The following is a 26,152-nucleotide window of genomic DNA, read 5'->3' on the forward strand; positions in this document are numbered from 1 at the left end:
GGCGCCAAGTCAAACCAGTCAGGGAAGGTCTCGGGTCGTCGGTATGCCACGCGGTGCAAGAACGGGAACGAAGACGCGGCGCGAGGCGCGGACGGCGACCGGCAGGCCCTGATAAAGCCGCTTCTGCGCTTCGACGATGATGACGCCGGAGAAGGCCGGCCACAACGTGCGGCCGACGCGCTCGAAGGCGCGGCGAAGCCGCAGCACGGTGCGCAGCTTCGAAGGCGGGAAGAACAGCGCTTCCGCCGTCGCACCGGGCGTGAAATTGGTCTCTCGCAACAACGACGTCAGCTGGCCGCGGGAATAAGGGCGACCGGAGCCGAATGGCGTGTGATCCATCCGCGCCCACACGCCACGACGGTTCGGCACGGCGATGACGAGGCGCCCGCCCGGCGCCAGCACACGCCAGAGCTCCTTGAGCGTCTCACGCGGGCTTTCGGCAAATTCCAGTGAATGCACCATCAGCACGCGATCGATCGAGCTATCCGGCAAGGGCAACTCCTCGTCGAAGATCAGCGCGGTAGACGAAGCCGAACCCATCGGCCAGTTCACCGCGCCCTGCCCCGCCGGCATGAAGGCGAAGGTGCGCTCGGTATCGGCACGAAAACGATCGAGATAGGGCACGGCATAACCGAGGCCGACGAGACGCTCCTCGGGCATCCGCGCCCAGATCGAGGATAGCGCCATGGCGATGGATTGCTCCGCCAGGCGACCAAGCTCGGAATGATAGAACTGACGGAGATCGACAATATCGGCGTGCATCGAACAAATGTTATCAGCCGAGCGTTGGACTTCAAGGCCGAACGGCTTACATTCTGAACCAACCCAAAAGACGAGGACGATTTCGATCATGAAACCATTGGAATTAGAGATTTTCATCTGCCGTTCCGACAATTACGGCGTCTTGGTCCATGATCCGGAAAGCGGATTGACCGCATCGATCGATGCTCCCGATGCGGATGCGATCCTCAAAGCCGCCGAGCGCCGCGGCTGGAAGCTCAGCCACATCCTCACCACCCACCATCATACCGATCACGTCGAAGGCAATCTGGCGCTGAAGGAACAGTTCGGGTGCGAGATCATCGGACCGATCAATGAAGCCGTCGCCATCCCCGGCCTCGATCGCACGGTCGCCGACGGCGATATCTTCGAATTCGCCGGTCACACGGTCAAAGTCATCGAAACACCCGGCCATACCGCCGGCCATGTCTGTTATCATTTCGTCGACGACAAGCTGCTCTTTGCCGCCGACACGCTGTTCGCACTCGGTTGCGGTCGCCTGTTCGAAAAGACGCCGGCCGACATGTGGGCTTCGCTGCAGAAGCTGGCCGTCCTTCCGGATGAAACGGCCGTTTATTTCGGCCATGAATATACACTCTCGAACGCCCGCTTTGCCCTGACGATCGACCCCGACAACGAACGCCTGAAGGCGCGTGTCGCCGATATCGAGGCGCTTCGCGCGGACGGCAAATTCACCATTCCGACGACGCTGGCGCTCGAGAAGGAAACCAACCCGTTCCTGCGCGCCGCCGATCCTGCGATCCGCCGCCATCTGCTGATGGAAAGCCGCAGCAATGACGAGGTCTTCGCCGAAATCCGCAAGCGCAAGGATAATTTCTGATGCGGGCAGCAGAGATCATCGAGACGCTTTCCATGCAGCGGCATCCGGAAGGTGGCTGGTACGTGCAGACCTTTCGCGACGAAAACGGCGGCGCGCGCAGCCACTCTACAGCAATCTACTATCTGCTTGAGGCAGGCGAGCGCTCGCATTGGCATAGGGTTCACGACGCCGCAGAGGTCTGGCACTACTACGCCGGCGCTCCGCTCGCCTTGCACCGCTCCGCCGATGGCACGAGCAGCGAACGCCTCGTTCTCGGCACGGATCTGGCAAAGGGTGAGCGTCCGCAGGCGATCGTTCCCGCCAACTGGTGGCAATCGGCCGAAAGTCTCGGCGAATTTACGCTTGTCGGCTGCACGGTTGCGCCCGGCTTCGAATTTTCAAGCTTCGAAATGGCGCCGCCGGACTGGAAGCCCGCCTCAGGCTAGACCTCTTTGCCTTTCATTGACATCGCATGGGATGCAGCCAGACGGTACAGCGCGGAAGCCTTGAAAAAGCGCCGCACTGTTTCAGCTTTACACGAGGAGAGAGAAGTTGTTTGACCTTGAGGAGGATATTTCGTGCGTTTGTTGTTTCCCTTGCTTGTCGCAGCAGGCTGCGTGATGAGCGCCCCTGTATTTGCCGCTGATGCTCCGGCCTCGCCGCCGGCCGACCAGCCCCTCAAGAACTTCGTCACATCGGTCGAGAAGGACGGCTCCATTACCTTCCGCCTTTATGCGCCTTCCGCAAAGGCGGTGTCGGTCGGTCTCGGGCTGCGCGATCCCATCGCCATGCAGCGCAGCGATAACGGCACATGGAGCGTCAAGACGGAGGTTCTGAAGCCCAATCTCTACGAGTATTACTTCAACATAGACGGCTTCCGCAGCATCGACCCCGGCACCAACGCCCCGAAGCCGCAGCGGCAGGTGAACACCAGCTTGCTCCTCGTGCCCGGCAGCATTCTCGACACCCGCAACGTGCCGCATGGCGACCTGCGGCTGGTAACAATCCATTCCAAGGCGCTCGATTCGGAACGGCAGATGTATGTCTACACGCCGCCCGGCTATACCGATGCCTCCAAGCCGCTGCCGGTGCTCTATCTCTACCATGGCTTCGGCGATACGGTGGAGTCCTGGGTCGCGCAGGGTCGCGCGCCGCAAATCCTCGACAACCTCCTCGCCGAGAAGAAGATCGAGCCGATGATCGTCGTCATCCCCGATACGGAAACCGACGTGCCGAACGCGATCGCGGAAAACTTTCCGGCAGCCGACCGCCGCGCGAACTTCTATCCGGCAAATGCCGAGGCGGCCGATCGGGAGCTGACTGAAGACCTGATCCCGTACATGAAAAAGCATTATCGGGTTCGAAACGAGGCGAACGGTCGCGCCGTGGCTGGCCTTTCCCAAGGCGGCTATCAGGCCCTCGTCTCAGGCCTTTCGCATCTCGACACTTTCGGCTGGGTCGCAAGCTTCAGCGGCGTCAGCACCACGACAGTCCCCAACAAGACGGTCGATGCCGTGTTGAACGAGCCCGAGAAGATCAACAAGGCTCTTCATAACTTCACGGTGACAGTCGGAAGCAAGGACCAGGTTGTCGGCAAGGACGTGGCCGGCCTCAAGACGACGCTCGACGAGAAAAAGATCAAGTACGAGTATCATGAATATCCCGACCTCCAGCACGAAATGGATGTCTGGCGCCCCTCGCTCGTGACCTTCCTGGAAAAGGTTTTCAAGAAATAATCGAAGGGAATGCGGCGGAGCTATTCCGCCGCTTCCGCCTGAGGCTTTTCCGCATGGTCTCGGCGCAAGATCATGCGATGCGCAGCCAGCACAGCGCCACCGGTGACGAGTAGGCAGGCAAGCGCGATACCCCAACTCGGCACGGCAAAGCCGAAGAGCGTCAGGATCAACGTCGACAGCAGCGGCGCGGCATAGCTCGCCGCACCAAGAATCTGTATATCGCCGTTCTTGACGCCATAATCCCAGGCGTAAAAAGCGGCCCCGACGGGAAATAGACCCAATCCCAATACGGCAATCCACTGCGCCGCGCTCTCCGGCCAGACGGTCTCCTCAAGTCCGAGATGACAGAAAAAGGAAAGGATCGATGTGACCAGGCAGAAGACCGTAACCACATCGGTAGACACGGCCTCGAAGCGCCGCGTCATCAGCGAGTAGCCGGACCAGGTGAACGCGCACAGAAAAGCTGCGCCATAACCGATCGCATAAGCGCCCTCGAAGTGAAAGCCATTCCGGCCAACGATCAGCATCGTGCCCGCGAGCCCCATCAATGCACCGAGGATGTGATACCAGCGCAGCCGCTCGCCGGGCAGCAGCGCCGAGCCGACAACGATCAGAAGCGGCCAGAGATAGGCAATCAATCCGGCTTCCACCGCCGGTGCATGCCGCAATGCCGTGAAATAGAGGAAATGATAGCCGAACAGCCCGGCAATGCCTGTGATCCAAACCTTGAGCGGCTGGCGCAGAAGCTGAAGCCGTTCCGGCCTTACCAGCAGCACGATCACGCCGGGAATGCTGCCGATGGCAAAACAGATGGCAAGCAGCTGAAACGGCGGCATGCTACCGGAAGCAACGGTCAGCAGCGCCAGAAACGACCACATCACGATGGCCGAGAATCCCGTCAATGTCGCACGAAACGCCAAGCCTGCCCCCAACTCGCTTTGGCGGACATGGCGGCCGCCAAGGCAACGGTAGGGGCATCCCGTGCTTCTGTGAAGCCTTAGCCGCCGTATTTCACCGCCGTAATGGTCACTGTCCCGTATTGCGTGGGTATGCGCACGTAGACGGGCGCATAGACATTCATGGCATCAGCCTTGGCAAACCAGATTTCCATGTTGTCGCTCTTGGCGAGATAGAGGTAATCCTTACGGGTCCCCTTATAGCCGCTCTTCGGCGTGAACCGCACGCCACAAGCAACGGTCTTGCCCTTGAAGCCCTCGGTCGAAAACGGATGCGACCCTTTCGGCGACAATTTCAGATCCATGCGCATCTCGCCGTCGAACACGGCAAGCGTCTGGTTGCACAGATTGAGGCTGGGCGTGATCGGGAAGATCATGCCGGAAATCGGATCCAGGACCGCTTTCAGATCTGCCTGGCTGAGCGGAACCCAGCTGTCGGGCCGCTTCGGCTCGGGCGTGATCGTATTCGACGTGACGTTGCCGTTGGCGTAGGCGACATCATAGGTCCGCTCGCGCTTGCCGCTCTTGTAGTACAGCGTGTAGTGGGTCGCCTGCAGCCTGCTGTCGTTGACGACGCCGGTTACATCGGTCTTTGCGTCGATCGACGTCACGAGATCCGCCAGGCCGGCGGAGGTGATATCGCCCCGGATGGTGAACTGCTTGCCGGTGACCTCTGTCTTGAAGTCCGCCCGGGCGATCGGCAGGCCGGCAAGAGAAACGCGATATTGCGTTTCATGCCGCAGCACATCCGCCAGCGCCATCGACGGCACCGACGCGACGATTGCTGAAATAAGAAGCCACTTCCGAATTTGAACCATGATCAAGGCCTTCAACGAGGATCAGGCAAGATATATAGATACGAATCTAGCCCGCTGCGAGCGCCAGACAACAGCAGCTTTTTGACGGAATTGCGGGAAAAGACAAGGTTTGGCTTGACGCGGCCGGCCGCTCTGACTATAGAACCGCAACTTTCCAATTATGGCCTGTTGGATTGCACGCCGGGTTTTGCTCGGGATGCTTATCTAGTGGCCGAGAAAAACAAAAGTAGGTGTACCATGTCCCGCATGTGCGAATTGACCGGCAAGGCCGTCCTCGTGGGCAACAACGTTAGCCACGCCAACAACAAGACCAAGCGTCGGTTCCTGCCGAACCTCTGCCAGGTCACGCTGATCTCCGACGTTCTCGGCCAGCGCTACCGTCTGCGCGTTTCCGCTGCAGCGCTTCGCTCGGTTGAACATCGCGGCGGTCTCGACGCTTTCCTCATCAAGGCAAGCGAAAACGAACTCAGCATGCGCGCTCGCCTGCTGCGTCGTCAGATCGTCAAGAAGTCTGCTGAAGCTGCCGTCGCTGCTTAATCAGCGCTAGCACTTCGCGATATCATACGGACTGAAAGGCTTGCACGGATTATATCCGGACAAGCCTTTTTCCATGTCCGGTTTCTTCAACTGGTGGCATCTCCCAGGATAAAAAAAATGCTGACAGCACGTCACACCCTTATCTACGTTTTGCTGATGACGCTGGTCGTCGTCGCCTCCAATATCCTCGTTCAGTATCCGCTGCAGGCAACGATCGCCGGCATCAATCTTGCGGATATTCTGACCTGGGGCGCGTTTACCTACCCGGTCGCCTTCCTCATCACCGATCTGACCAACCGCCAGTTCGGCCCCAAGGCCGCGCGCAAGGTGGTGTTTGCCGGCTTCGTCGTCGGCGTCGCACTCTCCTTCTATACGGCACAGCAGCGCATCGCGATCGCTTCCGGTTCGGCCTATCTTGCCGGCCAGCTGCTCGATATCTCGGTCTTCAACCGTCTGCGCCGCATGGCCTGGTGGCGCGCGCCGTTGTTCGGTTCGCTCGTCGGCTCGATGCTGGATACGCTGATCTTCTTCTCGTTCGCCTTCGCACCGTTCTTCGTCTTCTTCGGACCGAATGAACCCTTCGCGATCGAGTGGGCTCCGATCCTCGGCGCATTCTCCACATCGGCGCCGCGCTGGATTTCCTGGGCGATCGGCGATTTCTCGGTCAAGGTAACCGTCGGCCTCGTCATGCTGCTGCCCTATGGTGCGCTGATGAACATGCTGAAGCCGATGCCGCAGGCTCCGACGGCCTGAGCAGGCAATTGTCGGCGCGTGTCTGAAGAGAGGCGCGCCGGACACGTCTTACCGATAAGACAGGCAGGTCCGGACGGCGGATGCGAATGCATCCGGGTTTTCCGCCATCATGAGATGGCCGGTATCGGCAATATTGATCCGTGCCGTGCAAAGGGCATTCGCCCAGCCGGGAACATCCCACCCCTCCGCAGAGCGCCGGCCGGCAATCAGATAGAGAGGCCTGTCGGATTTCAGGATGGTGCGCACCGCCTCGAGATAGGCTTCTTCTCCCGTCGCCGCGACCACTGCTCTGGCCTGCGCCCTGATCGTCGACGGCGGCTGATTCGCAAGCCAGCTTCTGGCAAGTGACGATGTCCACTCGTTGATCTCTACGCCCGCACCGGCGATCCACGCATCCGGATCGGCGGCATAGCCCGCAATGATGCTTGCAACCTCTTCGATGGGCTTTATGGCGATCTGCCCCGACCAGAACGCATCCTTGAGCGTAAAATTCCCTTCGACGCTGGTCAGCGATTCGATCAACTCCGGAAAGTGCCGGGCGACGAGCACTGAAACCGCACCGCCGATAGAATGCCCGACCAGATGCACCTTGCCGAGACCAAGGCCGGATATGAATTCCGCGACATGACGCGCCTGATCCAAAAGGGAGAGGCTGCTCGTGTTCGCGTCGCGATGACGGCCATAGCCGATGAGATCGGGCGCATGAACGTCAGCGTCACCGAAGGCAGCCAGAATCCTGGGATCGCTGAGGCTACCGAAGAGCCCATGCACCAGCACGATCGGTTTGTCGGGAGCAGACATGACGAAGAATCCCATTGTTGGAGCAAAGACGTCGCTTAGCGCATGGCCGATTTTTCCTCAATGCCGACGAATCGAGCGAATGGACCGGTGCGGCGTCTAGTTCTGACTAAGCAGCTTGTCATCAAGCAAACGGAATTCCAGCATCAGACTGCGCTGCAGGATCGAATGATTGTCATCGGAAATCAGGATGACGTGGATAGACCCGTCAGCCGCGCGGAAGACATCGATGCCTTCCATGTTGTCGATCTGGTCGCGCGTATCGGCCTTGAAGATTACCCTGCCATCCACCACTGCGCCCGGCTTGATATCCGGGCCGGCGATACGACGAATGCGCACACCCAGGCCCTGCGCTAGCCCGAAGCGACGTTCCAGCAACAGCAGGTCGCCGTCCGGCAGGAAGACGCCATCGCTGACATTGAAGCCGCCGTAATGACGAACGCTGAAGCGGCCATGCAACGGGCCGTCGAGAATGGCGGCAAGCATGTTGCCCTGGTCATCCAGACTGTCCTCGGCGACCGTGACGGCACCGCCGGCAAGCGGGCTCGCTGCCGGCGCGATCATCAGGGCTTCCAGGCTGCGATTTGACCGCAACTCGAATTGGGGGAGCGGAAGCGGCAACGTGCCGTCGGGCGGCGAGATCTCGAAGCCGGGATCCGGATAAACGTCGACACGGTGATATTGTTCGTAACTCACGAGCACATGATTGCCGCGCAGCGCCAGCCCCTCCGCATCCATGGCGCCTCGGCCGGGATCGATGCCCCCGCTGCGATCGATCATCGGCGTGATACGCGCGTCGGTAATACCCTTCAGCCTGCCCTTGTCGTCTCGCTCGATGGTTCCGGTCAGCCAATGGCCCGTATCCAGCACGGAAATGAATTGCCGCTGATCGGGACGGAAGCGAATGGCGGAGATGGCGCCGAGAAGGGCGTTGTCCGAACTGAGTTCGAGGCCGCCGATAAACTCCAGCGAACCAAACCGCGTTTCGCTTGAGCCTTGCTTGAAGTTGGAAATCTCGATGGCGCGGACGTTGGCGGGACCGCCTTCCTCGCCATCACTCCCGGCGCTACAGCCGGTCATGAGCGCCAGCATGGCCAGCAGCCCGAGAGATATTACCCCGATCTGTCTGGCGGAAGAATCAGACCTGTTGCTTCTGAAACGCATCGGCCGGAAGGCCGATGCGAAAGGACGCCTGAGCGGGCTCAGCTGGCGCGGCGCATGCGCGAACGCGGCATGCTCGCCTGATCCTCGAACAGCGATGCGAGCTGTTCGGTCATCGCACCTGCCAGCTCGTCGGCATCGACGATGGTAACGGCACGGCGATAGTAGCGCGTCACGTCGTGACCGATACCGATAGCCAGCAGTTCGACGGGCGACCGCGTCTCGATCTGGTCGATCACGGCGCGCAGGTGCCGTTCCAGGTAATTGCCCGGATTGACCGACAGCGTGGAGTCGTCGACGGGCGCACCATCCGAGATCATCATCAGGATGCGGCGTTGCTCGCGGCGGCCGAGCAGGCGGTTATGCGCCCAGATCAGTGCCTCGCCGTCGATGTTCTCCTTGAGGAGGCCTTCGCGCATCATCAGACCAAGGTTGGCGCGAGACCGGCGATAGGGCTCGTCCGCAGACTTGTAGATGATATGGCGCAGGTCGTTCAAACGGCCCGGTGTCTGTGGCTTGCCACTGGCGAGCCACTTCTCGCGCGCCTGACCGCCCTTCCACGCCTTGGTGGTGAAGCCGAGGATTTCGACCTTAACGCCGCAGCGCTCCAGCGTGCGCGCCAGAATATCGGCGCAGGAGGCTGCAACCGTGATCGGTCGTCCACGCATCGAGCCGGAATTGTCGATCAGCAGCGTCACGACCGTGTCGCGGAACTGCGTATCCCGCTCCATCTTGAAGGACAGAGCCTGCATCGGGTCGATGATCAGGCGCGTCAGGCGGGCCGGATCGAGATAGCCCTCTTCCAGGTCGAAATCCCAGGAGCGGTTCTGCTGGGCCATAAGGCGACGCTGAAGGCGATTGGCAAGCCGTCCCACGGCCCCTTGCAGATGCGCAAGCTGCTTGTCGAGGAAGGCGCGCAGGCGCTCGAGTTCGGCCACGTCGCAGAGTTCCTGCGCGGTCGTGGTCTCATCGAATTCCTCGGTGTAGACGTGATAGTCGACCTTCTCGTTGAAGTCGGTGAACGGCGTATTCGGCCGGCGGGTCTCGCCCGGCGTTTCCGAATCTTCCTCACCTTCTTCACTCATGTCGTCGTCGGAGATCTCGCCACCGTCTTCGGTCGCGCCGTCGTCCATCTGCTCGTCGGAGGCTTCGCTATCCTCGGCAGGTGCCGCATCGGAGCCTTCGTCTTCGTTGACGTCGTCGTTGTTCTGATCTTCGCCGTTCGGCTTGTCTTCCTCGCTCGGCTGCTCTTCGCTATCGGGCTCGGATTGCTCGTCACCGTATTCCTCGGCCATTTCCATGGCCGTAAGGATGTTGCGGACTACACGGGCAAAGCTCTGCTGGTCGTTGATGGCGGACAACAGGTTGTCGAGTTCGCCGCCAGTCTTTTCCTCGATGAACGGGCGCCAGAGATCGAGCACCTTGCCGGCGCTCTCCGGCGGCTTCTGGCCCGTGAGCTTTTCGCGCACGATCATCGCCATCGCCTCGCCGATCGGCGCATCTTCACGCCGCTCGACGCCGGAGAAATTTGCCTTGGCATATTTCTCCGAATTCATGGAGCTGATGTTGGCGGCAACACCGCTCATGCGCAGCGAGCCGATCGATTCGACGCGCGCCTGTTCGACGGCATCGAAGATATTGCGGGCATCGGCGCCCTGGGGCGACATGACGGCGTGGACGCGCGCGTCGTGGCACGCAAGCCGCAACGCCATCGAATCACCAAGCCCCCGCGTGACGGCCAGCTCATGCGCTGTCGGCCGCTTCGAAAGCTCCGGCAGGCGGATGCGCTCGGCAGTCATGCCCGGGCGTTCATTGGCAAATGCGACTTCGATCTCGGCATCGCCGGCGATCGAACGCACGCAGCCGGTGATGGCCCGGCGCAACGGCTCCATGTCCACCGGGGCGCCCGGCTTCGCTTTGGAATTATCTCCGCGACCTGACATGATGTGTCGGCTTTTCCTTAGGCTTCGAGCACGATGTTGGCAGCACTTTCCTTCAGCTCGATACCGAAGGCGCGCTGATAGTGTTCGGCGACCAGAGGCCGCTCCAGCTCGTCGCACTTGTTGAGGAAGGTCACACGGAAGGCGAAGGCGACATCGCCGAAGATTTCCGCATTCTCAGCCCAGGTGATGACGGTACGCGGGCTCATGACCGTCGAAAGGTCGCCATTCATGAAGGCCGCACGCGTCAGATCGGCAACACGGACCATCTTGGAGACGGTATCGCGGCCCTTGTCGTTGCGGAAGGACTTGACCTTCGCCAGCACGATATCGACTTCGTTGTTGTGCGGCAGGTAGTTCAGCGTCGTCACGATCGACCAGCGGTCCATCTGCGCCTGGTTGATCTGCTGCGTGCCGTGATAGAGGCCAGTCGTATCGCCGAGACCGATGGTGTTGGCGGTCGCAAACAGGCGGAAAGCCGGGTGAGGACGAATGACGCGGCTCTGGTCGAGCAGGGTCAGGCGGCCCGAGGATTCCAGCACGCGCTGGATGACGAACATGACGTCCGGACGGCCGGCATCGTATTCGTCGAAGACGAGCGCGACATTGTGCTGGTAGGCCCAGGGCAGGATGCCGTCCTTGAATTCGGTAACCTGCAGCCCATCCTTGACGACGATAGCGTCCTTGCCGACGAGATCGATACGGCTGACATGGCTGTCGAGGTTGATGCGCACGCAAGGCCAGTTCAGGCGCGCGGCAACCTGCTCGATATGGGAGGACTTGCCGGTGCCGTGATAGCCCGAAATCATCACGCGGCGGTTGTGCGCAAAGCCGGCGAGAATGGCGAGCGTCGTCTCGCGGTCGAAGAGATAGTCCGGATCAAGATCCGGTACGTAAGCGCTGCCCTGGCTGTAGGCCGGCACGCGAATGTCGGAATCAATGCCGAAAACTTCACGAACCGAAACGGTGGTGTCGGGAACTTCGGAAATATCAAGGTCAATCTTGCTCATCATGTCTCCAGGGCGGGTGGCTCTCACCCAGCCATATCAAACTCAGCCGATTTTTCCGAAACGCCACAGCTTTGTTGCCCGCATCCGTTCGGTCGGAACAGCGGCGATACTTCTCCGGGACTAAAGCAAAATCTCGGCGCGATTGCATAATCGCTTGCGAGCATCCTTGAACAGAGTCCCCGGACAAGAAACGCCGCGTCCGGAAAGTTGGCCGAGGTGCAGCCAGCCAAATGCGCACCCTGCCGCGGTTGCCCCCGGCTTCAGCCGATTTGGACCATACCTGATTGAAGGCGGAGAGCAAGGACGGGAATTAACAAAAACCGTTCTGCTTCAATAATTGATAGGCCTGAATGACCTCGCGAAAACGCTCCTCGGAACCACGGTCGCCGCCATTGGCGTCGGGATGGTGCATTTTCACCAATTCCTTGTAACGACGCTTGATATCCGGCGCCGATGCGTTGGCGCCGAGCCCCATGGTATCGAAAGCTTTCGCCTCCAGCGTTTTCAGCTTGCGCTGCTCGGGAAAGCGCGGGCCGTTGCCACGCCCGTCGCTATCCTTGACGAAGCCGAAGGGATCGCGAACCCGGGTATAGGCACCGGAGCGGATGTCGGATTGCAGCGGGCTGTTCTTTGCTGCCTTGTTGACACCGACAGTCCAGGTCGGACGATGGCCGGTGATCGCTTCCTTCTGGTAGCGCGCAATCTCGCCGTCCGAAAGGCCGGAGAAATAATTATAGCCCTTGTTGTATTCCTTGACGTGCTCGAAGCAGAACAAAAAGAACTGCCCTTCCGCATTGCGCCCGACCGGGGCGCGATGCGTGCCGTGCTTGTCGCAGCCATCCCACTGGCACGTCGGCGGACCCTGCTCGGGCTCCGGCGGACGTTTGCGACGGGTGCGGATGCGATCGAAGTATTTTGAATCAAGTCCCATAGTGGCCTAATTATGGGGCCTCGATTGGCCCACAACAAGAATTGACAAACAGGAATGTTATAGGCTTTGTGGGAACCTTTTTTCGCAACGGAGGTCGACGCGGGAACATGGAAACCACACTGCAATCCCGCATTGAGGCAAAGCTCAACGAAGCTTTCGCGCCTGAGCGTCTCGCAGTCATCAACGAGAGCCACCTGCACGCCGGTCATCAGCCGGACATGACCGGAACCGGCGAAACTCATATAAGAGTTCGCATCGTGTCCGCCAAGTTTTCGGGCATGCCGCGCCTTGCGCGCCACAGGGCGATCAACGAGCTTTTGAAGCCGGAGCTGGATGCCGGGCTGCATGCGCTGGCGGTGGAGCCGGCAGCGCCTGGCGAATCGGTTCGCTGGTAACGCGAAAGCCGATCGCGCCCTATTCCGGCTTTGCCTCTTCCGTCTCGGCGGGACGGATGCGCAGCTTGGTGATGCGATTCTTTTCCCGCTTCATGACGATGAAGCGCTTGCCATAGAAGGTGAAGGCCTGACGTTCCTCGGGAATGGTCATCGACTCGTGGATGACGAGACCGGCAATCGTTGTTGCTTCCTCGTCCGGCAAATCCCAGTCAAGCGCGCGGTTGAGATCGCGAATCGGCACGACACCGTCGACGACGATCGAGCCATCGGCTTCCTGACGCACGCCCTGGATATCGAGATCATGCTCGTCGGCGATATCGCCGACGATCTCCTCCAGAATGTCCTCCAGGGTCACGATGCCCTGCACCTCGCCATATTCGTCGACGACGACGGCGAAATGTTGCTTGCGGCGCAGGAAGGCGTTGAGCTGATCTTCGAGATTTGTGCTGTCGGGCACGAACCAGGGCTTTTGCGCGATCTTCACGATATCGAGGTTTTCCGGCTCGACATTGCGTTCAGCGAGCGCCCGCAGGAGGTCCTTGGCGTGAACGACACCAATGATGTTGTCGATCGTACCGCGCCAGAGCGGCATGCGCGTATAGGGGCTGTCGAGGATCGCGCGCACCACCACCTCGGGCTGATCGTCGGCATTGATGGCGCGCATCGCCGTGCGGTGCACCATGATGTCAGATAGCTCAAGCTCGCCGAGGTCGAGCACGCCGCCCAGCCGGTCGCGATCAGCCTTGACCACCGATCCCTCGCGGTGAAGCAGATCGACGGCACCACGCAACTCCTCATGTGCCGACAGCATCGACACCTCGCGGGAGAGGTTGATGCCGAAGACGCCGAGAATCCAGCGAACGATCGCATTGACGAAACTCGAGACCGGCCCGACCACAGCGACAAACAGCCGCACGGTGCCGGCAACATTGAGCGCGAAACGATCCGGTGTCGAAATGGCCCAACTCTTCGGCAGCACTTCCGCGAAGATCACGAGGATGACGGTCATCGCAGCCGTCGCCAGCGCGACGCCGGAATTGCCGAACAAGCCGAGGAAGACGCTCGTCGCCAGTGACGACGATAGAATGTTTGCGAGATTGTTGCCGATCAGCAAGGCGCCGATCAGCCGGTCTCGACGTTCGATCAGCGCGCGCACAATGCCCGCGCGCTCGTCCCCGTTCGCCTCAAGTGTATGAATACGGCTGCGCGAGACGGCGGTAAGCGCCGTCTCCGAACCGGAAAAGAATGCCGACAACAGCACGAGCACGATGATCGAGGCGATCTCGGGCCAATATTCCAACAATATAGCCAGCGTGCCCTCGATCGTCATCAGGGATGCTTTTCCTTGAGGAAACTCAGGACTTCGGAAGACGGCACATCGTCGGCAACGAAGGATTGGCCGACACCGTGCGTGAGGATGAAGGTGAGCTTGCCGCTCTTGACCTTCTTGTCCTGGCCGATTGCGTCCATCAGCGTTTCGGCCGGCGGCAGCTCTCCGGGAATATCGCCCATCCGGGTCGGAAGGCCCACGGCCTTCAGATGCGCCTCGACGCGCTTGGCATCGTCGGGGCTTGCTAGATTGAGCCGCGCGGAAAACTCATGCGCCAGCACCATGCCGATCGCGACGCCTTCGCCATGCACCAGCCGCCGGCCGTCATAGGCCGTGGCCGCTTCGAGGGCGTGACCGAAGGTATGACCGAGATTGAGCAGAGCGCGGGCGCCATTCTCGCGCTCGTCGGCAACGACCACATCGGACTTGGCCTGGCAGCTGGCAGCGATCGCTTCGATACGCGCCGCGCCGCCGGCAAAGACATCCTTCCAGTTGGCCTCAAGCCAGGCGAAGAAATCCGGCTTGTCGATCAGGCCATACTTGGCGACTTCGGCATAGCCGGCGCGGAATTCGCGCTCGCTGAGCGTATTCAGCACATCGCTATCGGCCAGCACGAGATCCGGCTGATGGAAGACGCCAACGAGGTTCTTGCCGTGATGAGTGTTGATGCCGGTCTTGCCGCCGACAGAGGAATCGACCTGAGCCAGAAGCGACGTCGGAACCTGAACGAAGCGAACGCCACGGCGGACGATGCCGGCGGCAAAGCCGGCGAGATCGCCGATAACACCGCCGCCCAGAGCGATCACCGCATCGTTGCGCTCGACGCGAGCCGTCAGCACCGCATCGCAAACAGTCATGAGATGTTCGAAGCTCTTGGTCTTCTCGCCGGCCGGCAGCACGAGGCTGGATGCCTGGATGCCCGCGGCTTCAAGGCTTGAGACCAACGCATCGAGATAATGCGCGCCGACATTCTCGTCCGTGACGATGGCAGCCTTGCGGCCCTTCAGGCGCGCGGCGATTTCGCGCCCTGCGCGGGCGATCAGGCCGGGGCCGATCAGGATGTCGTAGGCGCGCTCGCCAAGGGGCACGCGCACGAGACGCTCTGCGGAAGCCGGTGTGATCGCATTCATGATATTCTGCTTTCTGCTGTCTTTCCTTCGGCAATCGCGGCCAGGACTTCCTTGACCATGACATCCTTGCCGACATCGCGGGAGAGAACGGTGAGATCGGCTTCCGCATAGATGGGATAGCGCGCATTCATCAGGTTCTCGAGGGTCTGCTTCGGGTTCTCCGTTTTGAGCAGCGGCCGCGTATCACGCTTATTGACGCGGTCCCACAGGACGTCGAGATCGGCCTTGAGCCAGACAGAAAGGCCGCCCCGCTTCACATGCATACGCGTGCTGTCGTTGATGAAGGCGCCACCGCCCGTCGAGACAACGCGCGGACCGCCGCGCAGCAGGCGCTTGATCACCCGCGTTTCCAGGGCCCGAAACTCCTGTTCGCCATAGGCGGCAAATAGCTCGGTGATCGTCATGCGCGACACGCGCTCGATCTCGACATCGGTATCCACAAAGGGAATGCCGAGCTGCTGCGCCAGCAGCCGGCCGATGGACGATTTCCCCGCACCCATCAATCCAACAAGAACGAGATTGCGTTGACCCAGCGCGATGCGCGCCCTGTCTTTCAGGCTTTCGGCAAGGGTCAGGACTTGTTCACTCATCGGCCCATTCACTATTTCTTTGGAAACGGTATCGTCAAATGCACCGGTAGCGTCAAGACGCGCTGCGTAAACATGTCTGCAATATCCTTCAGTTAAGCCTTGAAGGACATAATTATTGCGCATCACCCGCCCAATGGACGGGAAAAGGAGAGTTTTCGCATGCCAACCCTGTTTCGTTTCCTTGTCATCTGCGCGGTCATCGCGGGATCGATATATGGAGCGATGTGGGCATTGGTGCTTTTCGTCGATCCCCAGCCGCGCGAGGTCACGATCCGCATTCCGCCGGAACGCCTCAACCCGCCGGTCACCGGCTCACTGAAGCCATGAATGCGAGGACTGCGGTGAGAGATCTGGGCCGAGCGCATATGGAAGCTTTCCTCGAGATGATGAGCGCGGAGCGAGGTGCGGCCGTCAACACGCTTCAATCCTATGAACGCGATCTCGACGATCTCCACGGTTTTCTTTCCGAGCGCAGCGTTCGCCTCGCGGAAGCAGGCGCGACCGATCTCGGCGCCTATCTTTCCGGCCTTGCAAGTCAGGGCTTCAAGGCCTCCTCCCAGGCCCGCCGGCTCTCCGCCATGCGCCAGTTCTACAAATTCCTTTATGCCGAAGGCCTGCGCACGGACGATCCCACGGGTATTCTCGATCCGCCGAAAAAAGGCCGCGCCCTGCCCAAGACCATGGGCGTCGACGAGGTGACGCGTCTTTTGACGCAGGCGGAGCAAGAAGCAGCGGTCGACGGTCCCGACCAACTCCAACGCTTGCGCATGCTGGTTCTGCTGGAACTGCTCTACGCCACCGGCATGCGCGTGAGCGAGCTGGTATCGCTGCCGGCAAAGGTGCTGGATCACGAAGGACGCTTCCTGATCATTCGCGGCAAGGGCAACAAGGAGCGCCTGGTTCCGCTGTCCCAATCGGCGATAGCCGCGCTGAAGACCTACGGAAAGCTGCAGGCAGAGCTGGCGGCAAATGCCAAGCAGCCGGTGCCGGAAAGTCCATGGCTTTTTCCATCGACCTCCCAGCAGGGCTATCTGCCGCGTCAGGTCTTCGCACGTGATCTCAAGGATCTCGCCATCCGCGCCGGCCTCACGCCATCGATGATCTCGCCGCACGTCATGCGCCACGCCTTTGCGAGCCACCTCCTGGCCAACGGCGCCGACCTGCGCGTCGTGCAGGAACTTCTTGGCCATTCGGACATTTCGACCACTCAAATCTATACGCATGTGCTGGAAGAACGCCTTCATCAGCTGGTCCAGACGCATCACCCTCTTGCCAAACAGGCAAAAAAACAGGATTAGGACCGGCACAAAGGCTAAAGCCGCCGTCTCTCGTTACGGGCAAAAGGATCGGAAACGCACCTCATGCACAATTATCTGGACTTCGAAAAACCCATCTCGGATCTCGAAGGCAAGATTCACGAGCTCAAGAAACTGGCGAGCGAAGACGAAAGCATCGACACCTCCGACGAGGTGGGTCGGCTTGAAATCCGCGTGCGCGAGGCAACTGCGGATATCTATTCCAAGCTCAATGCCTGGCAGAAGACGCAGGTCGCGCGTCATCCGCAGCGGCCGCATTTCGTCGATTATGCCGAAGCGCTGCTGACGGAATTCACGCCGCTGGCCGGCGATCGCAAATTTTCCGAGGATGCCGCCATTCAGGCAGGCTTCGCTCGCTTCCGCGGCCAGCCCGTTGCCATCATCGGCCAGGAGAAGGGCAACGACACCAAGACCCGCCTGAAGCACAATTTCGGCAGCGCCCGTCCGGAAGGCTATCGCAAGGCAATCCGCGTGCTTGAAATGGCCGATCGCTTCCAGTTGCCGGTCATCACGCTCGTCGACACCGCCGGCGCCTATCCCGGCGTTGGCGCGGAAGAGCGCGGTCAGGCAGAAGCCATCGCCCGCTCGACCGAGATGTGTCTCGGCGTCAAGGTGCCGATCATCTCCGTCGTCATCGGCGAAGGCGGCTCGGGCGGCGCTATCGCGATTGCCACCGGCAACCGCGTCTACATGCTCGAGCATTCGATCTACAGCGTGATTTCGCCGGAAGGTGCTGCTTCTATCCTGTGGCGCGACAGCACACGCGCCAAGGAAGCCGCAACCAACATGAAGATCACGGCCGACGACCTGAAGGGCCTCGGCGTCATCGACGGCATCATTCCGGAGCCGCTGGGTGGTGCGCATCGCGATCCGCAGAGCGTCATCGCCGCAACCGGCGACATCATTTCCAACGCCCTTGGCGAACTTTCCAGCCGTACGGGTGATCAGCTGCGCAGCGACCGCCGCCAGAAATTCCTCAACATCGGCCGCAATCTTTAGGTCAATTTCTGAAAAAGTGATCGCCCAAAACGCGAATGAGGCCAAACCTTGGCCACATTTGCGTTATCGAAGCTGTTATGGCAAAGAAAAGCTTGCCGACGCGTCGCGGGCAGGTCATAGGCTGGTAAGGAATTCTCAAGTATAAATCGCCTATGATTCCGTTTCATGCTTCGAGGGGAGTGGCGAAACCGATTGAGTTGTCGCTCTTCGCATTTATGGGCCAGTCAGAATGCGCTTCCGTCACCTTGCCTACGTCTCATTGATGGCACTGGCACTCGCCGGCTGCAACGACGCGTTGGACACCGCGTCGATTGACCTGTCGACGGTGAAGAACAAGGTCGAGCAGCCGCTGCCCAGCCATATCCTTGCCGATATGTCCAAGAAGGGCATGGACCGCAACTCGCCGATCATGATCCGCATCTTCAAGGAAGAAGGTGTGATGGAAATCATGAAGGCGAACCAGAGCAACCGGTTCGAGGTGATTGCGGACTACAAGATCTGCGCCTGGTCCGGCCGTCTTGGCCCAAAGGTGAAGGAAGGCGACCGGCAGGCTCCGGAAGGCTTCTACATGCTGACGCCGGCCAACCTGAATCCCAATTCGAAATATTATCTCGCCATCAATACCGGCTTCCCGAACCGCTACGACGCGGTGAACGGCCGCACCGGCAACAATCTGATGATCCACGGCGCCTGCTCGTCGTCGGGTTGCTATTCGATGACGGACCAGCAGGTGCTGGAAATCTACGCTTTCGCACGCGACGCCTTCAAGGGCGGCCAGAAGGCGATCCAGCTCGAGGCGTTCCCGTTCCGCATGACGGCGGAAAACATGTGGAAGCATCGGCTGAGCCCGAATATCGAATTCTGGAAGATGCTGAAGGTCGGCTACGACAATTTCGAGGTGACCAAGCGGCCGCCTGAAGTCGAGGTCTGCGAGAAGAAATACGTCTTCAACCAGCAGGCCAGCAGCCCGTTCAACGCTGGCGGCAAATGCCCGGTCATGACGACCCCGCCCGCGCTGCAGACGGCGCTTGCAACCTATGACAAGCAGTATGATTCCGACTATGCCATGGCCTCGAAGAAGTTCGACGGTATGGCTTGGTACGATCCGACCGAAGCCGAGCGCAAGGCCGTTGTCGCCAAGCAGCGCAAGGGTCATGATATCGCCTATGCGCCGACGGGCACGGCACTTGCCGCCGGCAAGATGATGAAGGTCGCCGATCTCGAATCGATGATGTCCAATCAATCGGCACAGCAGGTCGCACGCGGCGGAACGGTCGCGAGCCCGACGACGACGGCCAGCATTCCCATGTCGACGGCGGCCCCGAATGCGGTCGCACAGCAGACCGGTGGTCCCGTGGTTGCGGCCAATATCCCGGCAAATGTGCCGATCCCGATGGCGAACCCGATGAACCCGGGACCGACGGTCAATGCGCTCGCCTATGCGCCCAACCCGTCTGTCGAAACGGCGCAAACGGAGCCGGCAAAGAAGCCGCCTTTCTGGAAGTTCTGGGCAAAGGGTGAACAGTAATCACGCCGACATCTACGATCTGCGCGGATTGAAATGCCCCTATCCGGCAATCAAGACGGAAAAGCGCCTGCGTGGCATGGCAAGCGGCACGACGCTAACCGTGGAAACGACGGATCCGCTTGCCGTCATCGACATCCCGCATCTTTGCAATGAAAAAGGCCACACGCTTCTCGCAAGCGAGAAAACGGACAGTGGCCATCGCTTCATGATCCGCAGAGGGTGATAATTTGCATCCGTGGCCATCCTCGCGGTGCGAGGGTCGCCACGCTTTCGCCCCACCCCGAGGATGGAGCGAACTCCGCCTGATATCTTAAAGCTAGTGCAATTCCAGGAAAAGTGCGCAGCGGTTTTCCGTCCGGAATTACGCGAAAACAAAGAGATAGAGCGGTTCGGGGATTCCGTGAAAAGCTGAACCGCTCTAGAACCGCATTCCCGGCACGGCGAGCGGATTATCCTGCAACGCCGCCCGGTCAGGCGTATCGACGCGCGGCTTGCTCAGGAACGCGTCGAAAAGGCCCTTCACGAAATCCTCGGGCAGATCCTTGGTGATGATCACCATACGCGTGCGCCGATCCTCGGGATTGGGCCACGCCGGCAGCCGCACGGGCGCATGGAAGATGTTCTGCACGCCATGCAGCACGACGGGCCGCTCCGGCCGATCGGACACGGCAACGATCGCCTTCATGCGCAGCAGCTTTTCGCCATGTGCCGAGCGCAGGAGATCGATGAACATCTCCAGCGCCATCGGATCGATGGGCTGCGTTTCGACGATCGAGAAGGATCGGATCGAATCGTCATGACGAGTCACGTCGTGGGAATGCTGGTGCCGGTGGCCATGGTGGTGGCCGTGATGATGGTGGTGCCCATGGTCATCATGATGGTGATGGTCATGCCCATGATCGCCATGATGATGATCGTGGTCATCGTGGTGATGATGGTGATCGTCTGCCTCCAGCTCGTCCTTCAGCCACCGACCGACATCCGCAATCTTGGAGCTGGGATCGTAGAGACCGTTCACGAGAACTGCCGCGCGCCCCGCCTCATCGCTGTCGGCATTCAGGATCTGCGCACGCGGATTGAGCGCTCGCAGGCGGCTCTCCAGCTGCGCTTCCGGCACGGCGCCGGCAATCCCCGTCTTGGACACGATCAGCCGATCGGCGACGGCCACCTGCTTGCGCGCCTCTTCATGATTGTCGAGCGTCTGCAGCCCATTGACCGCGTCCACGACGGTAACGACGCCATCGAGATCGAAATTGGTGGCGATGATCGGGTTGCCCATGATCGACTGCATGACGGGGGCAGGATCGGCAAGGCCGGTCGTTTCGATGACGACACGCTTCAACGGGCGGATGCGGCCCGTCTGCATGGCATCCATCAGGTTTGCCAGCGTATCCACCAGCTCGCCGCGCACCGTGCAGCACAGGCAGCCATCCGAAAGCTCGATGATGGCGTCGCCGGAGCTTTCGACGAGCAGATGATCGATGCCGACATCTCCGAACTCGTTGATGATGACGGCGGCATCCCGCATAGCCTCATCCTTGAGCATGCGGTTCAGCAGGGTCGATTTGCCCGCTCCGAGAAAGCCGGTCAGAATGGTAACCGGCACTCTTTGCTGCGAAACGCTCATGGCTTCAATCCGATATTAGAAAGGCAGATAGTAGAAGGCCGACATTAGAAGGTAGGACGCGGCATCGGGATCGGCACGTTGGAAGAGCCGGAAACCGCAATCTTGTCGCCTTTGGTCGCCTTGTCGCCCTTGGCGGTGGCGTCGTCCTTGTCGCCCTGGCTGGCAGTCATGATATCCTGACCGCCGATCAGGCCAGCATAGATGAAGTTCGGCTCATGATCCATCTCGTGGATATAGGGCGACTGGACCTTTGTGCGGCCGAAGGGGTCGCGGGTTTCACTGCGCGCCTGTGCGCCCTTGGCGCTGCAGATATCGGCGGTGACATCGGCGACTTCGTTGGAAAGCGGCGCGGTCGGCCGAAGCGTCGCCAGCGTGTCCGGGGTCGAAAGCTGGTTCTGGAAACCCTTCTCCAGGAAATTGGCGGAATCGTCGGCGCGGGCCGCCAGACTGTCGGTTCCGAGCACGACCGAAATCAGCGTGCGGCCGTTGCGGGTGGCCGATGCGATCTGGTTGAAGCCGGCTGCGCAGATGAAGCCGGTCTTCATGCCGTCGGCACCATCGAAACGGCCGATCAGCATGTTGATGTTCGGCACCTGCTTCACACCGTTGGTGAAGCCCTCGAGCGAGAAATAGCCGGCATATTGCGGAAATTCGCGGCGCAGCGCGACGCTCAGAATAGCAAGATCGCGCGCCGTGGAATACTGGCCCTTGCCGGGCAGGCCATTCGGATTGATGAAGTGCGAGTCGCGCATGCCGAGGCGGGCTGCTTCCGCATTCATCCGCACCACGAAAGCCTGCTGCGAACCGCCGACGGTTTCGGCAACGGCCATGGCAAGATCGTTCGCCGATTTGACGAGCATCATCTTCAAGGCGTTGTCGAGCGTCATCTTCTGCCCGGGCTTGAAGTACATCTTGGCCGGCGGCTGCGCCGATGCCAGCTTCGACATGACAACGGGCGTATCAAGCTTGATCTGGCCGGACTGGATGGCCCGAAAGGTGACATATGTCGTCATCAGCTTGGTGAGGGATGCGGGATACCAGCGGCGAAATGCTTCCTGCTGATCGAGAACCCGACCCGTATTCGCATCGACGAGAATATGCGGGTTTGCTCCGGCCGTCTGCGCGGTCGACACGAAAAGCATGGATGCAGCGGCGGCGGCGGGAATGAGCCGCAGGGCGGCATACAAACGATTCTGCTTCGTCGGCACGATCTATCCTTCAGAAGTCCGGAATTTTCTCGAAAGCTTCGTCTATTTAACCTATATGGCTAGGAGAAGGCAAAGGCGATTGACGACTTTATTTACCGGCAGCACGCGGCAAGGACACTATTCGGCCGAAGCGACGCAGTGCAGCGGACCCGCAAGTTGAACCAGAATCGATATTGAGCAGCAGGAAAATCAGCATGCCGATCTTGAACAGAGCCGCAGAACTCCAGGCCGAAGTGACCGAGTGGCGCCGCCATATCCATGCGCATCCCGAACTGCTCTATGCCGTCGAGAACACGGCCGCTTTCGTGGCTGAAAAGCTGCGCTCTTTCGGCGTTGACGAAGTGGTGACCGGTATCGGACGAACCGGCGTCGTCGGCCTGATCCGCGGCAAGGGAGAAGGACGCACGGTCGGCCTGCGCGCCGATATGGATGCCCTGCCGCTGACTGAAATTACCGGCAAGCCCTATGCCTCCGAAACGCCCGGCAAGATGCATGCCTGCGGCCATGACGGCCACACCGCCATGCTGTTGGGTGCTGCAAAATACCTCGCCGAGAACCGAAATTTCAACGGCAATGTCGCCGTCATCTTTCAGCCGGCAGAAGAAGGCGGCGCCGGTGGCGACGCCATGGTCAAGGACGGCATGATGGATCGCTTCGCCATCGCCGAAGTGTACGGCATGCACAATCTGCCCGGCCTTCCCGTCGGCCATTTCGCCATCCGCAAGGGGCCGATCATGGCGGCAACGGACGAATTCACCGTGTCCATCAAGGGTCTCGGCGGTCATGCCGCCCTGCCGCACAAGACGATCGATCCCATCGCCATCGGCGCGCAGATCGTGTCGAACCTTCAGCTGATCGCCTCGCGCAGCACCGATCCGCTGAAGTCAGTGGTCGTCTCCGTTACAACGTTCAACGCCGGCAACGCGCATAATGTCATTCCGAACGATGCAAGCCTGGCCGGCACCGTGCGCACGCTCGATCCTGAGATCCGCGATCTCGCCGAACAACGTTTCAAGCAGATCGTTTCCGGCATCGCCGCCAGCCACGGCGCGGAAGTCGAAATTGACTTCCAGCGCAACTATCCGGTCACCTTCAACCACGCAGACGAGACGGAACATGCGCTCGCGGTGGCTGAAGAGATCGCCGGCACGAGCAATGTCGTTCCCAATGTTGACCCGATGATGGGCGGCGAAGACTTCTCCTACATGCTGAACGCTCGCCCGGGCGCCTTCATCTTCGTCGGCAATGGCGACAGCGCCGGCCTGCACAACCCGGCCTACGATTTCAACGACGAAGCCATCGCCCACGGCATTTCCTACTGGGTGCGCCTCGCCGAACAGCGCCTCAACGCCTGAGGCCTCATAGTGAAAGCCCATGCGGCATCGAAGCTCCGCGGGCCAAGCTCAACACAGATTGTCTCCGCAACGCAAAAAGGCTTGGCTTCGGCCCTTTGCTTTTGTATGGATCATGCCGAGTGGTCTCGTAGCTCAGCAGGATAGAGCATCAGATTCCTAATCTGAGGGTCACGCGTTCGAATCGCGTCGAGATCACCATAGCCATGACCAAGCAGGCGACTATTCCTCATTCTACTTATAATTAAACGCGTCCGGATGGTTCTCGAGGCTGCCTGTGAGAGCCGCATAGAGAATGGTCCTGCCGTCGATCGCTTCGTTGCCCGCGCCGATATGCATCCAGGTTAATTTTTCAGACATGGTTTTGGGGTCGGCGACCAGAAGCACACCGTACATAACCTTTTTGGCAGGGTCGTACAGGATAGCGATCCGTTCCGCGCCGCAATCATGTTGCTTGCAGGCACTCATGACATAGACCTTGTCGGCGCCGAACATGACTTCATGGCCGGGAGATTCAACGGTCTTGCCGTTGATCCAGTCCGGAAGCCGATGGCCTGTTGCCATCGTCTTGAAGGCTGCGGCAGCGGCGGGGTCGGAAGCGATGTCTCGGAAGGTGACGGGGTGGCTCTGCGCATATGCGAATGGCGACCCCAGAAGCGCGGCAGTGAAAAAGGCCGACACTATAATCTTGTTCATGCATTTTCCCTCAGACGACTGGGTACAAAGGGAGAGTAAAAGAGCACAGCACAAGCGCTCCGGCAAATCGGCTCAGCAAACCATGATTCTGTTTCGAACGAGCCGCACGCCGCGGATCGCTTCGGCAACAGCAGTTGCGCGTCTGATTTCCGGCTGACTGGCCACGGTTCCGTCCAAACGGATTTCCTGGCCGGCGGCAGTTACCCTGACATCGGATGCATCGATCCCGCCAGCGACAGCCAAAGCGTTGGCTACCGTGGATTCCAGTTCGGAACGCCTGGAATGTTCATTTTCCAGATAGAGCTCCATGCCATGAAATGTTGCCGCTTTGAAAACCATACCAATCTCCGCACTCAAGTGGATGGAAAACGCAGCACCGCGCATTTGGTTCAATAGTTGCTGAAAATAATGCCAAATCAGTGGTTTCGCCTTAAGCGCGCATGCTCGGCGGGAGCGGGGTTGCATGGTGTCACACTTGCCGCTTTCCGCGATCCCCTGTAGAGCCTTGAAGGATGACAGCAAGATGCGGATACTTGAATGACTACCGGTAGCAAGGCGAAGCGCCGCCTGACGATATTGGGTTCGACCGGCTCCATCGGCCAGAATACGCTTGATGTCGTCACCCAGCTCGGCGGGCGCGACGCTTTCGACATTGCCGCCATAACCGGCCACGACAATATCGACCTGCTGGCACAGCAGGCCAAGGCGTGCGGCGCGGCTTTCGCGGTCACCGCCAACGAAGAACGCTATCAGGCGCTGAAGGACGCATTGGCCGGCACCGGGATCGCCGTCGGCGCCGGCAAGAATGCCTTGATCGAAGCGGCCTCCATGCCATCGGATTGGGTCATGGCGGCGATCGTCGGAACGGCTGGTCTCGCCCCGACCCTGGCTGCCGCTCGCCGTGGCGCCGATATCGCCCTGGCCAACAAGGAATGCCTGGTTTCGGCCGGCGATCTTTTCGTCCGCGCCGTTTCCGAAGGCGGCGGCCGGCTGATCCCTGTTGACAGCGAGCACAGCGCCATTTTCCAGGCACTGGAAGATGATCAGCAGCATGCGGTCGAGCGCATCATCATCACCGCATCGGGCGGGCCGTTCCGCACCTGGACGCGCGAGCAGATGGCCAATGTGACGCCGGCGACGGCGCGCGCCCACCCCAACTGGTCCATGGGCTTCAAGATTTCCATCGGCAGCGCCTCGATGTTCAACAAGGCGCTGGAGATGATTGAAGCCAAGCATCTATTCAACGTCCACCCCGATCAGATCGAGGTGGTGGTGCATCCGCAATCCGTCATCCATTCCATGGTCGGCTATAGCGACGGCTCGGTGCTGGCGCAGCTCGGCTGTCCCGACATGCGCACGGCCATCGGCTATGCGCTTACCTACCCGGCCCGCACCAAGCTCAATGTCGACCGGTTGGACTTCGCCAAACTCGCGCGTCTCGATTTCGAGGCACCGGATGAGGTTCGCTTCCCGGCACTGCGCCTCGCCCGCACCGCATTGGAGCGCGGCGGCCTGCAGGGCGCGATCATGAACGCCGCCGAAGAAATAGCCTTCCATGCTTTCGTGGACGGCCGCATCGGTTTCCTGGAGATGGCCGATATCGCCGAAGCCGTCATGGACGAGATGATCGCGACCGGCAGTGCGGAAACCATGGATGCCGTTTTCGCCGCCGACGAGGAAGCGCGTGGCCGTGCCGCGGCTCTCGTCGCCCAGCGGGACAAGGCCGCCTGAACTTCATAGC

General features: G+C 60.3%; 28 protein-coding genes and 1 tRNA gene. 14 read left to right on the forward strand and 15 right to left on the reverse strand.

Annotated elements, in window-relative coordinates:
* Nucleotides 1-18: 18 nt before the first annotated feature.
* The gene (locus tag HGP17_RS19740; protein ID WP_168812125.1) at nucleotides 19-762 is read right to left on the reverse strand and encodes a class I SAM-dependent methyltransferase; all 744 of its coding nucleotides are present in this window, start codon (nucleotides 760-762) and stop codon (nucleotides 19-21) included.
* Nucleotides 763-850: 88 nt separating this feature from the next.
* Between HGP17_RS19740 and gloB the strand changes: the two genes are divergently transcribed.
* The 3 genes from gloB to HGP17_RS19755 all read left to right on the forward strand — a co-directional run bounded on the left by gloB (nucleotide 851) and on the right by HGP17_RS19755 (nucleotide 3,336).
* Complete coding sequence (gloB, locus tag HGP17_RS19745) at nucleotides 851-1,621, forward strand: hydroxyacylglutathione hydrolase (protein ID WP_168812128.1); 771 nt, start codon at nucleotides 851-853, stop codon at nucleotides 1,619-1,621.
* Entirely contained in the window at nucleotides 1,621-2,046 is a 426-nt protein-coding gene (locus HGP17_RS19750) for a cupin domain-containing protein (RefSeq protein WP_168812131.1), read from the forward strand. Before gloB ends, HGP17_RS19750 begins: the two co-directional genes overlap by 1 nt.
* Before the next feature lie 132 nt (nucleotides 2,047-2,178).
* On the forward strand, nucleotides 2,179-3,336 hold the full coding sequence (locus tag HGP17_RS19755; RefSeq protein ID WP_168812133.1) for an esterase: 1,158 nt from the start codon (nucleotides 2,179-2,181) through the stop codon (nucleotides 3,334-3,336).
* Between the two features lie 20 nt (nucleotides 3,337-3,356).
* On the opposite strand, the gene HGP17_RS19760 is transcribed toward HGP17_RS19755, so the two are convergent.
* Nucleotides 3,357-4,256, reverse strand: a complete 900-nt coding sequence (locus HGP17_RS19760) for an EamA family transporter (protein WP_168812135.1) — start codon at nucleotides 4,254-4,256, stop codon at nucleotides 3,357-3,359.
* Between the two features lie 77 nt (nucleotides 4,257-4,333).
* Nucleotides 4,334-5,110 carry a DUF3108 domain-containing protein gene (locus HGP17_RS19765; RefSeq protein ID WP_168812137.1) on the reverse strand — a complete coding sequence of 259 codons (777 nt, stop codon included), beginning with the start codon at nucleotides 5,108-5,110 and terminating at the stop codon, nucleotides 4,334-4,336.
* Between the two features lie 237 nt (nucleotides 5,111-5,347).
* Between HGP17_RS19765 and rpmB the strand changes: the two genes are divergently transcribed.
* Both rpmB and HGP17_RS19775 read left to right on the forward strand, forming a co-directional pair.
* A complete protein-coding gene (gene rpmB / locus HGP17_RS19770; protein WP_004107717.1) occupies nucleotides 5,348-5,647 on the forward strand; it encodes a 50S ribosomal protein L28 in 300 nt (99 codons plus the stop codon).
* Between the two features lie 117 nt (nucleotides 5,648-5,764).
* Nucleotides 5,765-6,400, forward strand: coding sequence for a queuosine precursor transporter (locus tag HGP17_RS19775; RefSeq protein ID WP_168812139.1), 636 nt, complete (start codon nucleotides 5,765-5,767; stop codon nucleotides 6,398-6,400).
* Nucleotides 6,401-6,448: 48 nt separating this feature from the next.
* Here HGP17_RS19775 and HGP17_RS19780 read toward each other — a convergent pair whose 3' ends face one another.
* From HGP17_RS19780 to HGP17_RS19800, 5 genes are all read right to left on the reverse strand, one after another.
* Nucleotides 6,449-7,201: an alpha/beta hydrolase gene (locus tag HGP17_RS19780; RefSeq protein WP_168812141.1), complete on the reverse strand. Its 753-nt coding sequence runs from the start codon at nucleotides 7,199-7,201 to the stop codon at nucleotides 6,449-6,451.
* Nucleotides 7,202-7,297: 96 nt separating this feature from the next.
* Nucleotides 7,298-8,278, reverse strand: coding sequence for an esterase-like activity of phytase family protein (locus tag HGP17_RS19785; protein WP_246704162.1), 981 nt, complete (start codon nucleotides 8,276-8,278; stop codon nucleotides 7,298-7,300).
* 122 nt (nucleotides 8,279-8,400) lie between these two features.
* Entirely contained in the window at nucleotides 8,401-10,302 is a 1,902-nt protein-coding gene (gene cobT, locus HGP17_RS19790) for a cobaltochelatase subunit CobT (RefSeq protein WP_168812144.1), read from the reverse strand.
* A 17-nt stretch (nucleotides 10,303-10,319) separates the two neighbouring features.
* Nucleotides 10,320-11,309 carry a cobaltochelatase subunit CobS gene (gene cobS / locus HGP17_RS19795; protein ID WP_168812146.1) on the reverse strand — a complete coding sequence of 330 codons (990 nt, stop codon included), beginning with the start codon at nucleotides 11,307-11,309 and terminating at the stop codon, nucleotides 10,320-10,322.
* 310 nt (nucleotides 11,310-11,619) lie between these two features.
* Complete coding sequence (locus HGP17_RS19800; RefSeq protein WP_168812148.1) at nucleotides 11,620-12,240, reverse strand: J domain-containing protein; 621 nt, start codon at nucleotides 12,238-12,240, stop codon at nucleotides 11,620-11,622.
* A gap of 107 nt (nucleotides 12,241-12,347) precedes the next feature.
* Here HGP17_RS19800 and HGP17_RS19805 point away from each other — a divergent pair, with 107 nt between their 5' ends.
* Nucleotides 12,348-12,635 carry a BolA family protein gene (locus tag HGP17_RS19805; RefSeq protein ID WP_168812150.1) on the forward strand — a complete coding sequence of 96 codons (288 nt, stop codon included), beginning with the start codon at nucleotides 12,348-12,350 and terminating at the stop codon, nucleotides 12,633-12,635.
* Nucleotides 12,636-12,654: 19 nt separating this feature from the next.
* On the opposite strand, the gene HGP17_RS19810 is transcribed toward HGP17_RS19805, so the two are convergent.
* The 3 genes from HGP17_RS19810 to HGP17_RS19820 are packed head-to-tail and all read right to left on the reverse strand — an operon-like array spanning nucleotide 12,655 to nucleotide 15,685.
* Nucleotides 12,655-13,965 carry an HlyC/CorC family transporter gene (locus HGP17_RS19810; RefSeq protein ID WP_168812152.1) on the reverse strand — a complete coding sequence of 437 codons (1,311 nt, stop codon included), beginning with the start codon at nucleotides 13,963-13,965 and terminating at the stop codon, nucleotides 12,655-12,657.
* Complete coding sequence (gene aroB / locus HGP17_RS19815) at nucleotides 13,965-15,095, reverse strand: 3-dehydroquinate synthase (protein ID WP_168812154.1); 1,131 nt, start codon at nucleotides 15,093-15,095, stop codon at nucleotides 13,965-13,967. Before aroB ends, HGP17_RS19810 begins: the two co-directional genes overlap by 1 nt.
* Nucleotides 15,092-15,685 (reverse strand): shikimate kinase, encoded by a 594-nt coding sequence (locus HGP17_RS19820; RefSeq protein ID WP_168812156.1) that lies wholly within the window; start codon nucleotides 15,683-15,685, stop codon nucleotides 15,092-15,094. The genes aroB and HGP17_RS19820 overlap by 4 nt, the downstream gene beginning before the upstream one ends.
* 159 nt (nucleotides 15,686-15,844) lie before the next feature.
* On the opposite strand from HGP17_RS19820, the gene HGP17_RS19825 reads away from it, so the two are divergent.
* From HGP17_RS19825 to HGP17_RS19845, 5 genes are all read left to right on the forward strand, one after another.
* Nucleotides 15,845-16,012, forward strand: coding sequence for a hypothetical protein (locus HGP17_RS19825; protein WP_168812159.1), 168 nt, complete (start codon nucleotides 15,845-15,847; stop codon nucleotides 16,010-16,012).
* 14 nt (nucleotides 16,013-16,026) lie between these two features.
* On the forward strand, nucleotides 16,027-16,983 hold the full coding sequence (xerD, locus tag HGP17_RS19830) for a site-specific tyrosine recombinase XerD (protein WP_168812161.1): 957 nt from the start codon (nucleotides 16,027-16,029) through the stop codon (nucleotides 16,981-16,983).
* A gap of 63 nt (nucleotides 16,984-17,046) precedes the next feature.
* Nucleotides 17,047-18,000 carry an acetyl-CoA carboxylase carboxyltransferase subunit alpha gene (locus HGP17_RS19835; RefSeq protein WP_168812162.1) on the forward strand — a complete coding sequence of 318 codons (954 nt, stop codon included), beginning with the start codon at nucleotides 17,047-17,049 and terminating at the stop codon, nucleotides 17,998-18,000.
* Nucleotides 18,001-18,229: 229 nt separating this feature from the next.
* Nucleotides 18,230-19,528, forward strand: coding sequence for a L,D-transpeptidase family protein (locus tag HGP17_RS19840; RefSeq protein ID WP_168812164.1), 1,299 nt, complete (start codon nucleotides 18,230-18,232; stop codon nucleotides 19,526-19,528).
* Nucleotides 19,518-19,751 carry a sulfurtransferase TusA family protein gene (locus tag HGP17_RS19845; protein WP_348648975.1) on the forward strand — a complete coding sequence of 78 codons (234 nt, stop codon included), beginning with the start codon at nucleotides 19,518-19,520 and terminating at the stop codon, nucleotides 19,749-19,751. The genes HGP17_RS19840 and HGP17_RS19845 overlap by 11 nt, the downstream gene beginning before the upstream one ends.
* Nucleotides 19,752-19,946: 195 nt before the next feature.
* On the opposite strand, the gene HGP17_RS19850 is transcribed toward HGP17_RS19845, so the two are convergent.
* Together HGP17_RS19850 and HGP17_RS19855 are read right to left on the reverse strand one after the other, a co-directional pair.
* Nucleotides 19,947-21,155 (reverse strand): GTP-binding protein, encoded by a 1,209-nt coding sequence (locus HGP17_RS19850; RefSeq protein WP_168812169.1) that lies wholly within the window; start codon nucleotides 21,153-21,155, stop codon nucleotides 19,947-19,949.
* A gap of 44 nt (nucleotides 21,156-21,199) precedes the next feature.
* Nucleotides 21,200-22,363, reverse strand: coding sequence for a D-alanyl-D-alanine carboxypeptidase family protein (locus HGP17_RS19855; protein ID WP_168812171.1), 1,164 nt, complete (start codon nucleotides 22,361-22,363; stop codon nucleotides 21,200-21,202).
* Nucleotides 22,364-22,557: 194 nt separating this feature from the next.
* Here HGP17_RS19855 and HGP17_RS19860 point away from each other — a divergent pair, with 194 nt between their 5' ends.
* Both HGP17_RS19860 and HGP17_RS19865 read left to right on the forward strand, forming a co-directional pair.
* Nucleotides 22,558-23,718, forward strand: coding sequence for a M20 aminoacylase family protein (locus HGP17_RS19860; protein WP_168812173.1), 1,161 nt, complete (start codon nucleotides 22,558-22,560; stop codon nucleotides 23,716-23,718).
* 121 nt (nucleotides 23,719-23,839) lie between these two features.
* A tRNA-Arg gene (locus HGP17_RS19865) sits at nucleotides 23,840-23,916 on the forward strand.
* A gap of 33 nt (nucleotides 23,917-23,949) precedes the next feature.
* On the opposite strand, the gene HGP17_RS19870 is transcribed toward HGP17_RS19865, so the two are convergent.
* The gene (locus HGP17_RS19870; RefSeq protein WP_168812175.1) at nucleotides 23,950-24,411 is read right to left on the reverse strand and encodes an Ivy family c-type lysozyme inhibitor; all 462 of its coding nucleotides are present in this window, start codon (nucleotides 24,409-24,411) and stop codon (nucleotides 23,950-23,952) included.
* A gap of 72 nt (nucleotides 24,412-24,483) precedes the next feature.
* A complete protein-coding gene (locus tag HGP17_RS19875; RefSeq protein WP_168812500.1) occupies nucleotides 24,484-24,750 on the reverse strand; it encodes a BON domain-containing protein in 267 nt (88 codons plus the stop codon).
* Nucleotides 24,751-24,948: 198 nt separating this feature from the next.
* Here HGP17_RS19875 and dxr point away from each other — a divergent pair, with 198 nt between their 5' ends.
* Nucleotides 24,949-26,142 (forward strand): 1-deoxy-D-xylulose-5-phosphate reductoisomerase, encoded by a 1,194-nt coding sequence (gene dxr, locus HGP17_RS19880; RefSeq protein WP_168812177.1) that lies wholly within the window; start codon nucleotides 24,949-24,951, stop codon nucleotides 26,140-26,142.
* The last annotated feature ends 10 nt before the right edge of the window (nucleotides 26,143-26,152 follow it).

The organism is Rhizobium sp. P38BS-XIX, from assembly GCF_012641435.1.
Taxonomy (GTDB): domain Bacteria; phylum Pseudomonadota; class Alphaproteobacteria; order Rhizobiales; family Rhizobiaceae; genus Rhizobium.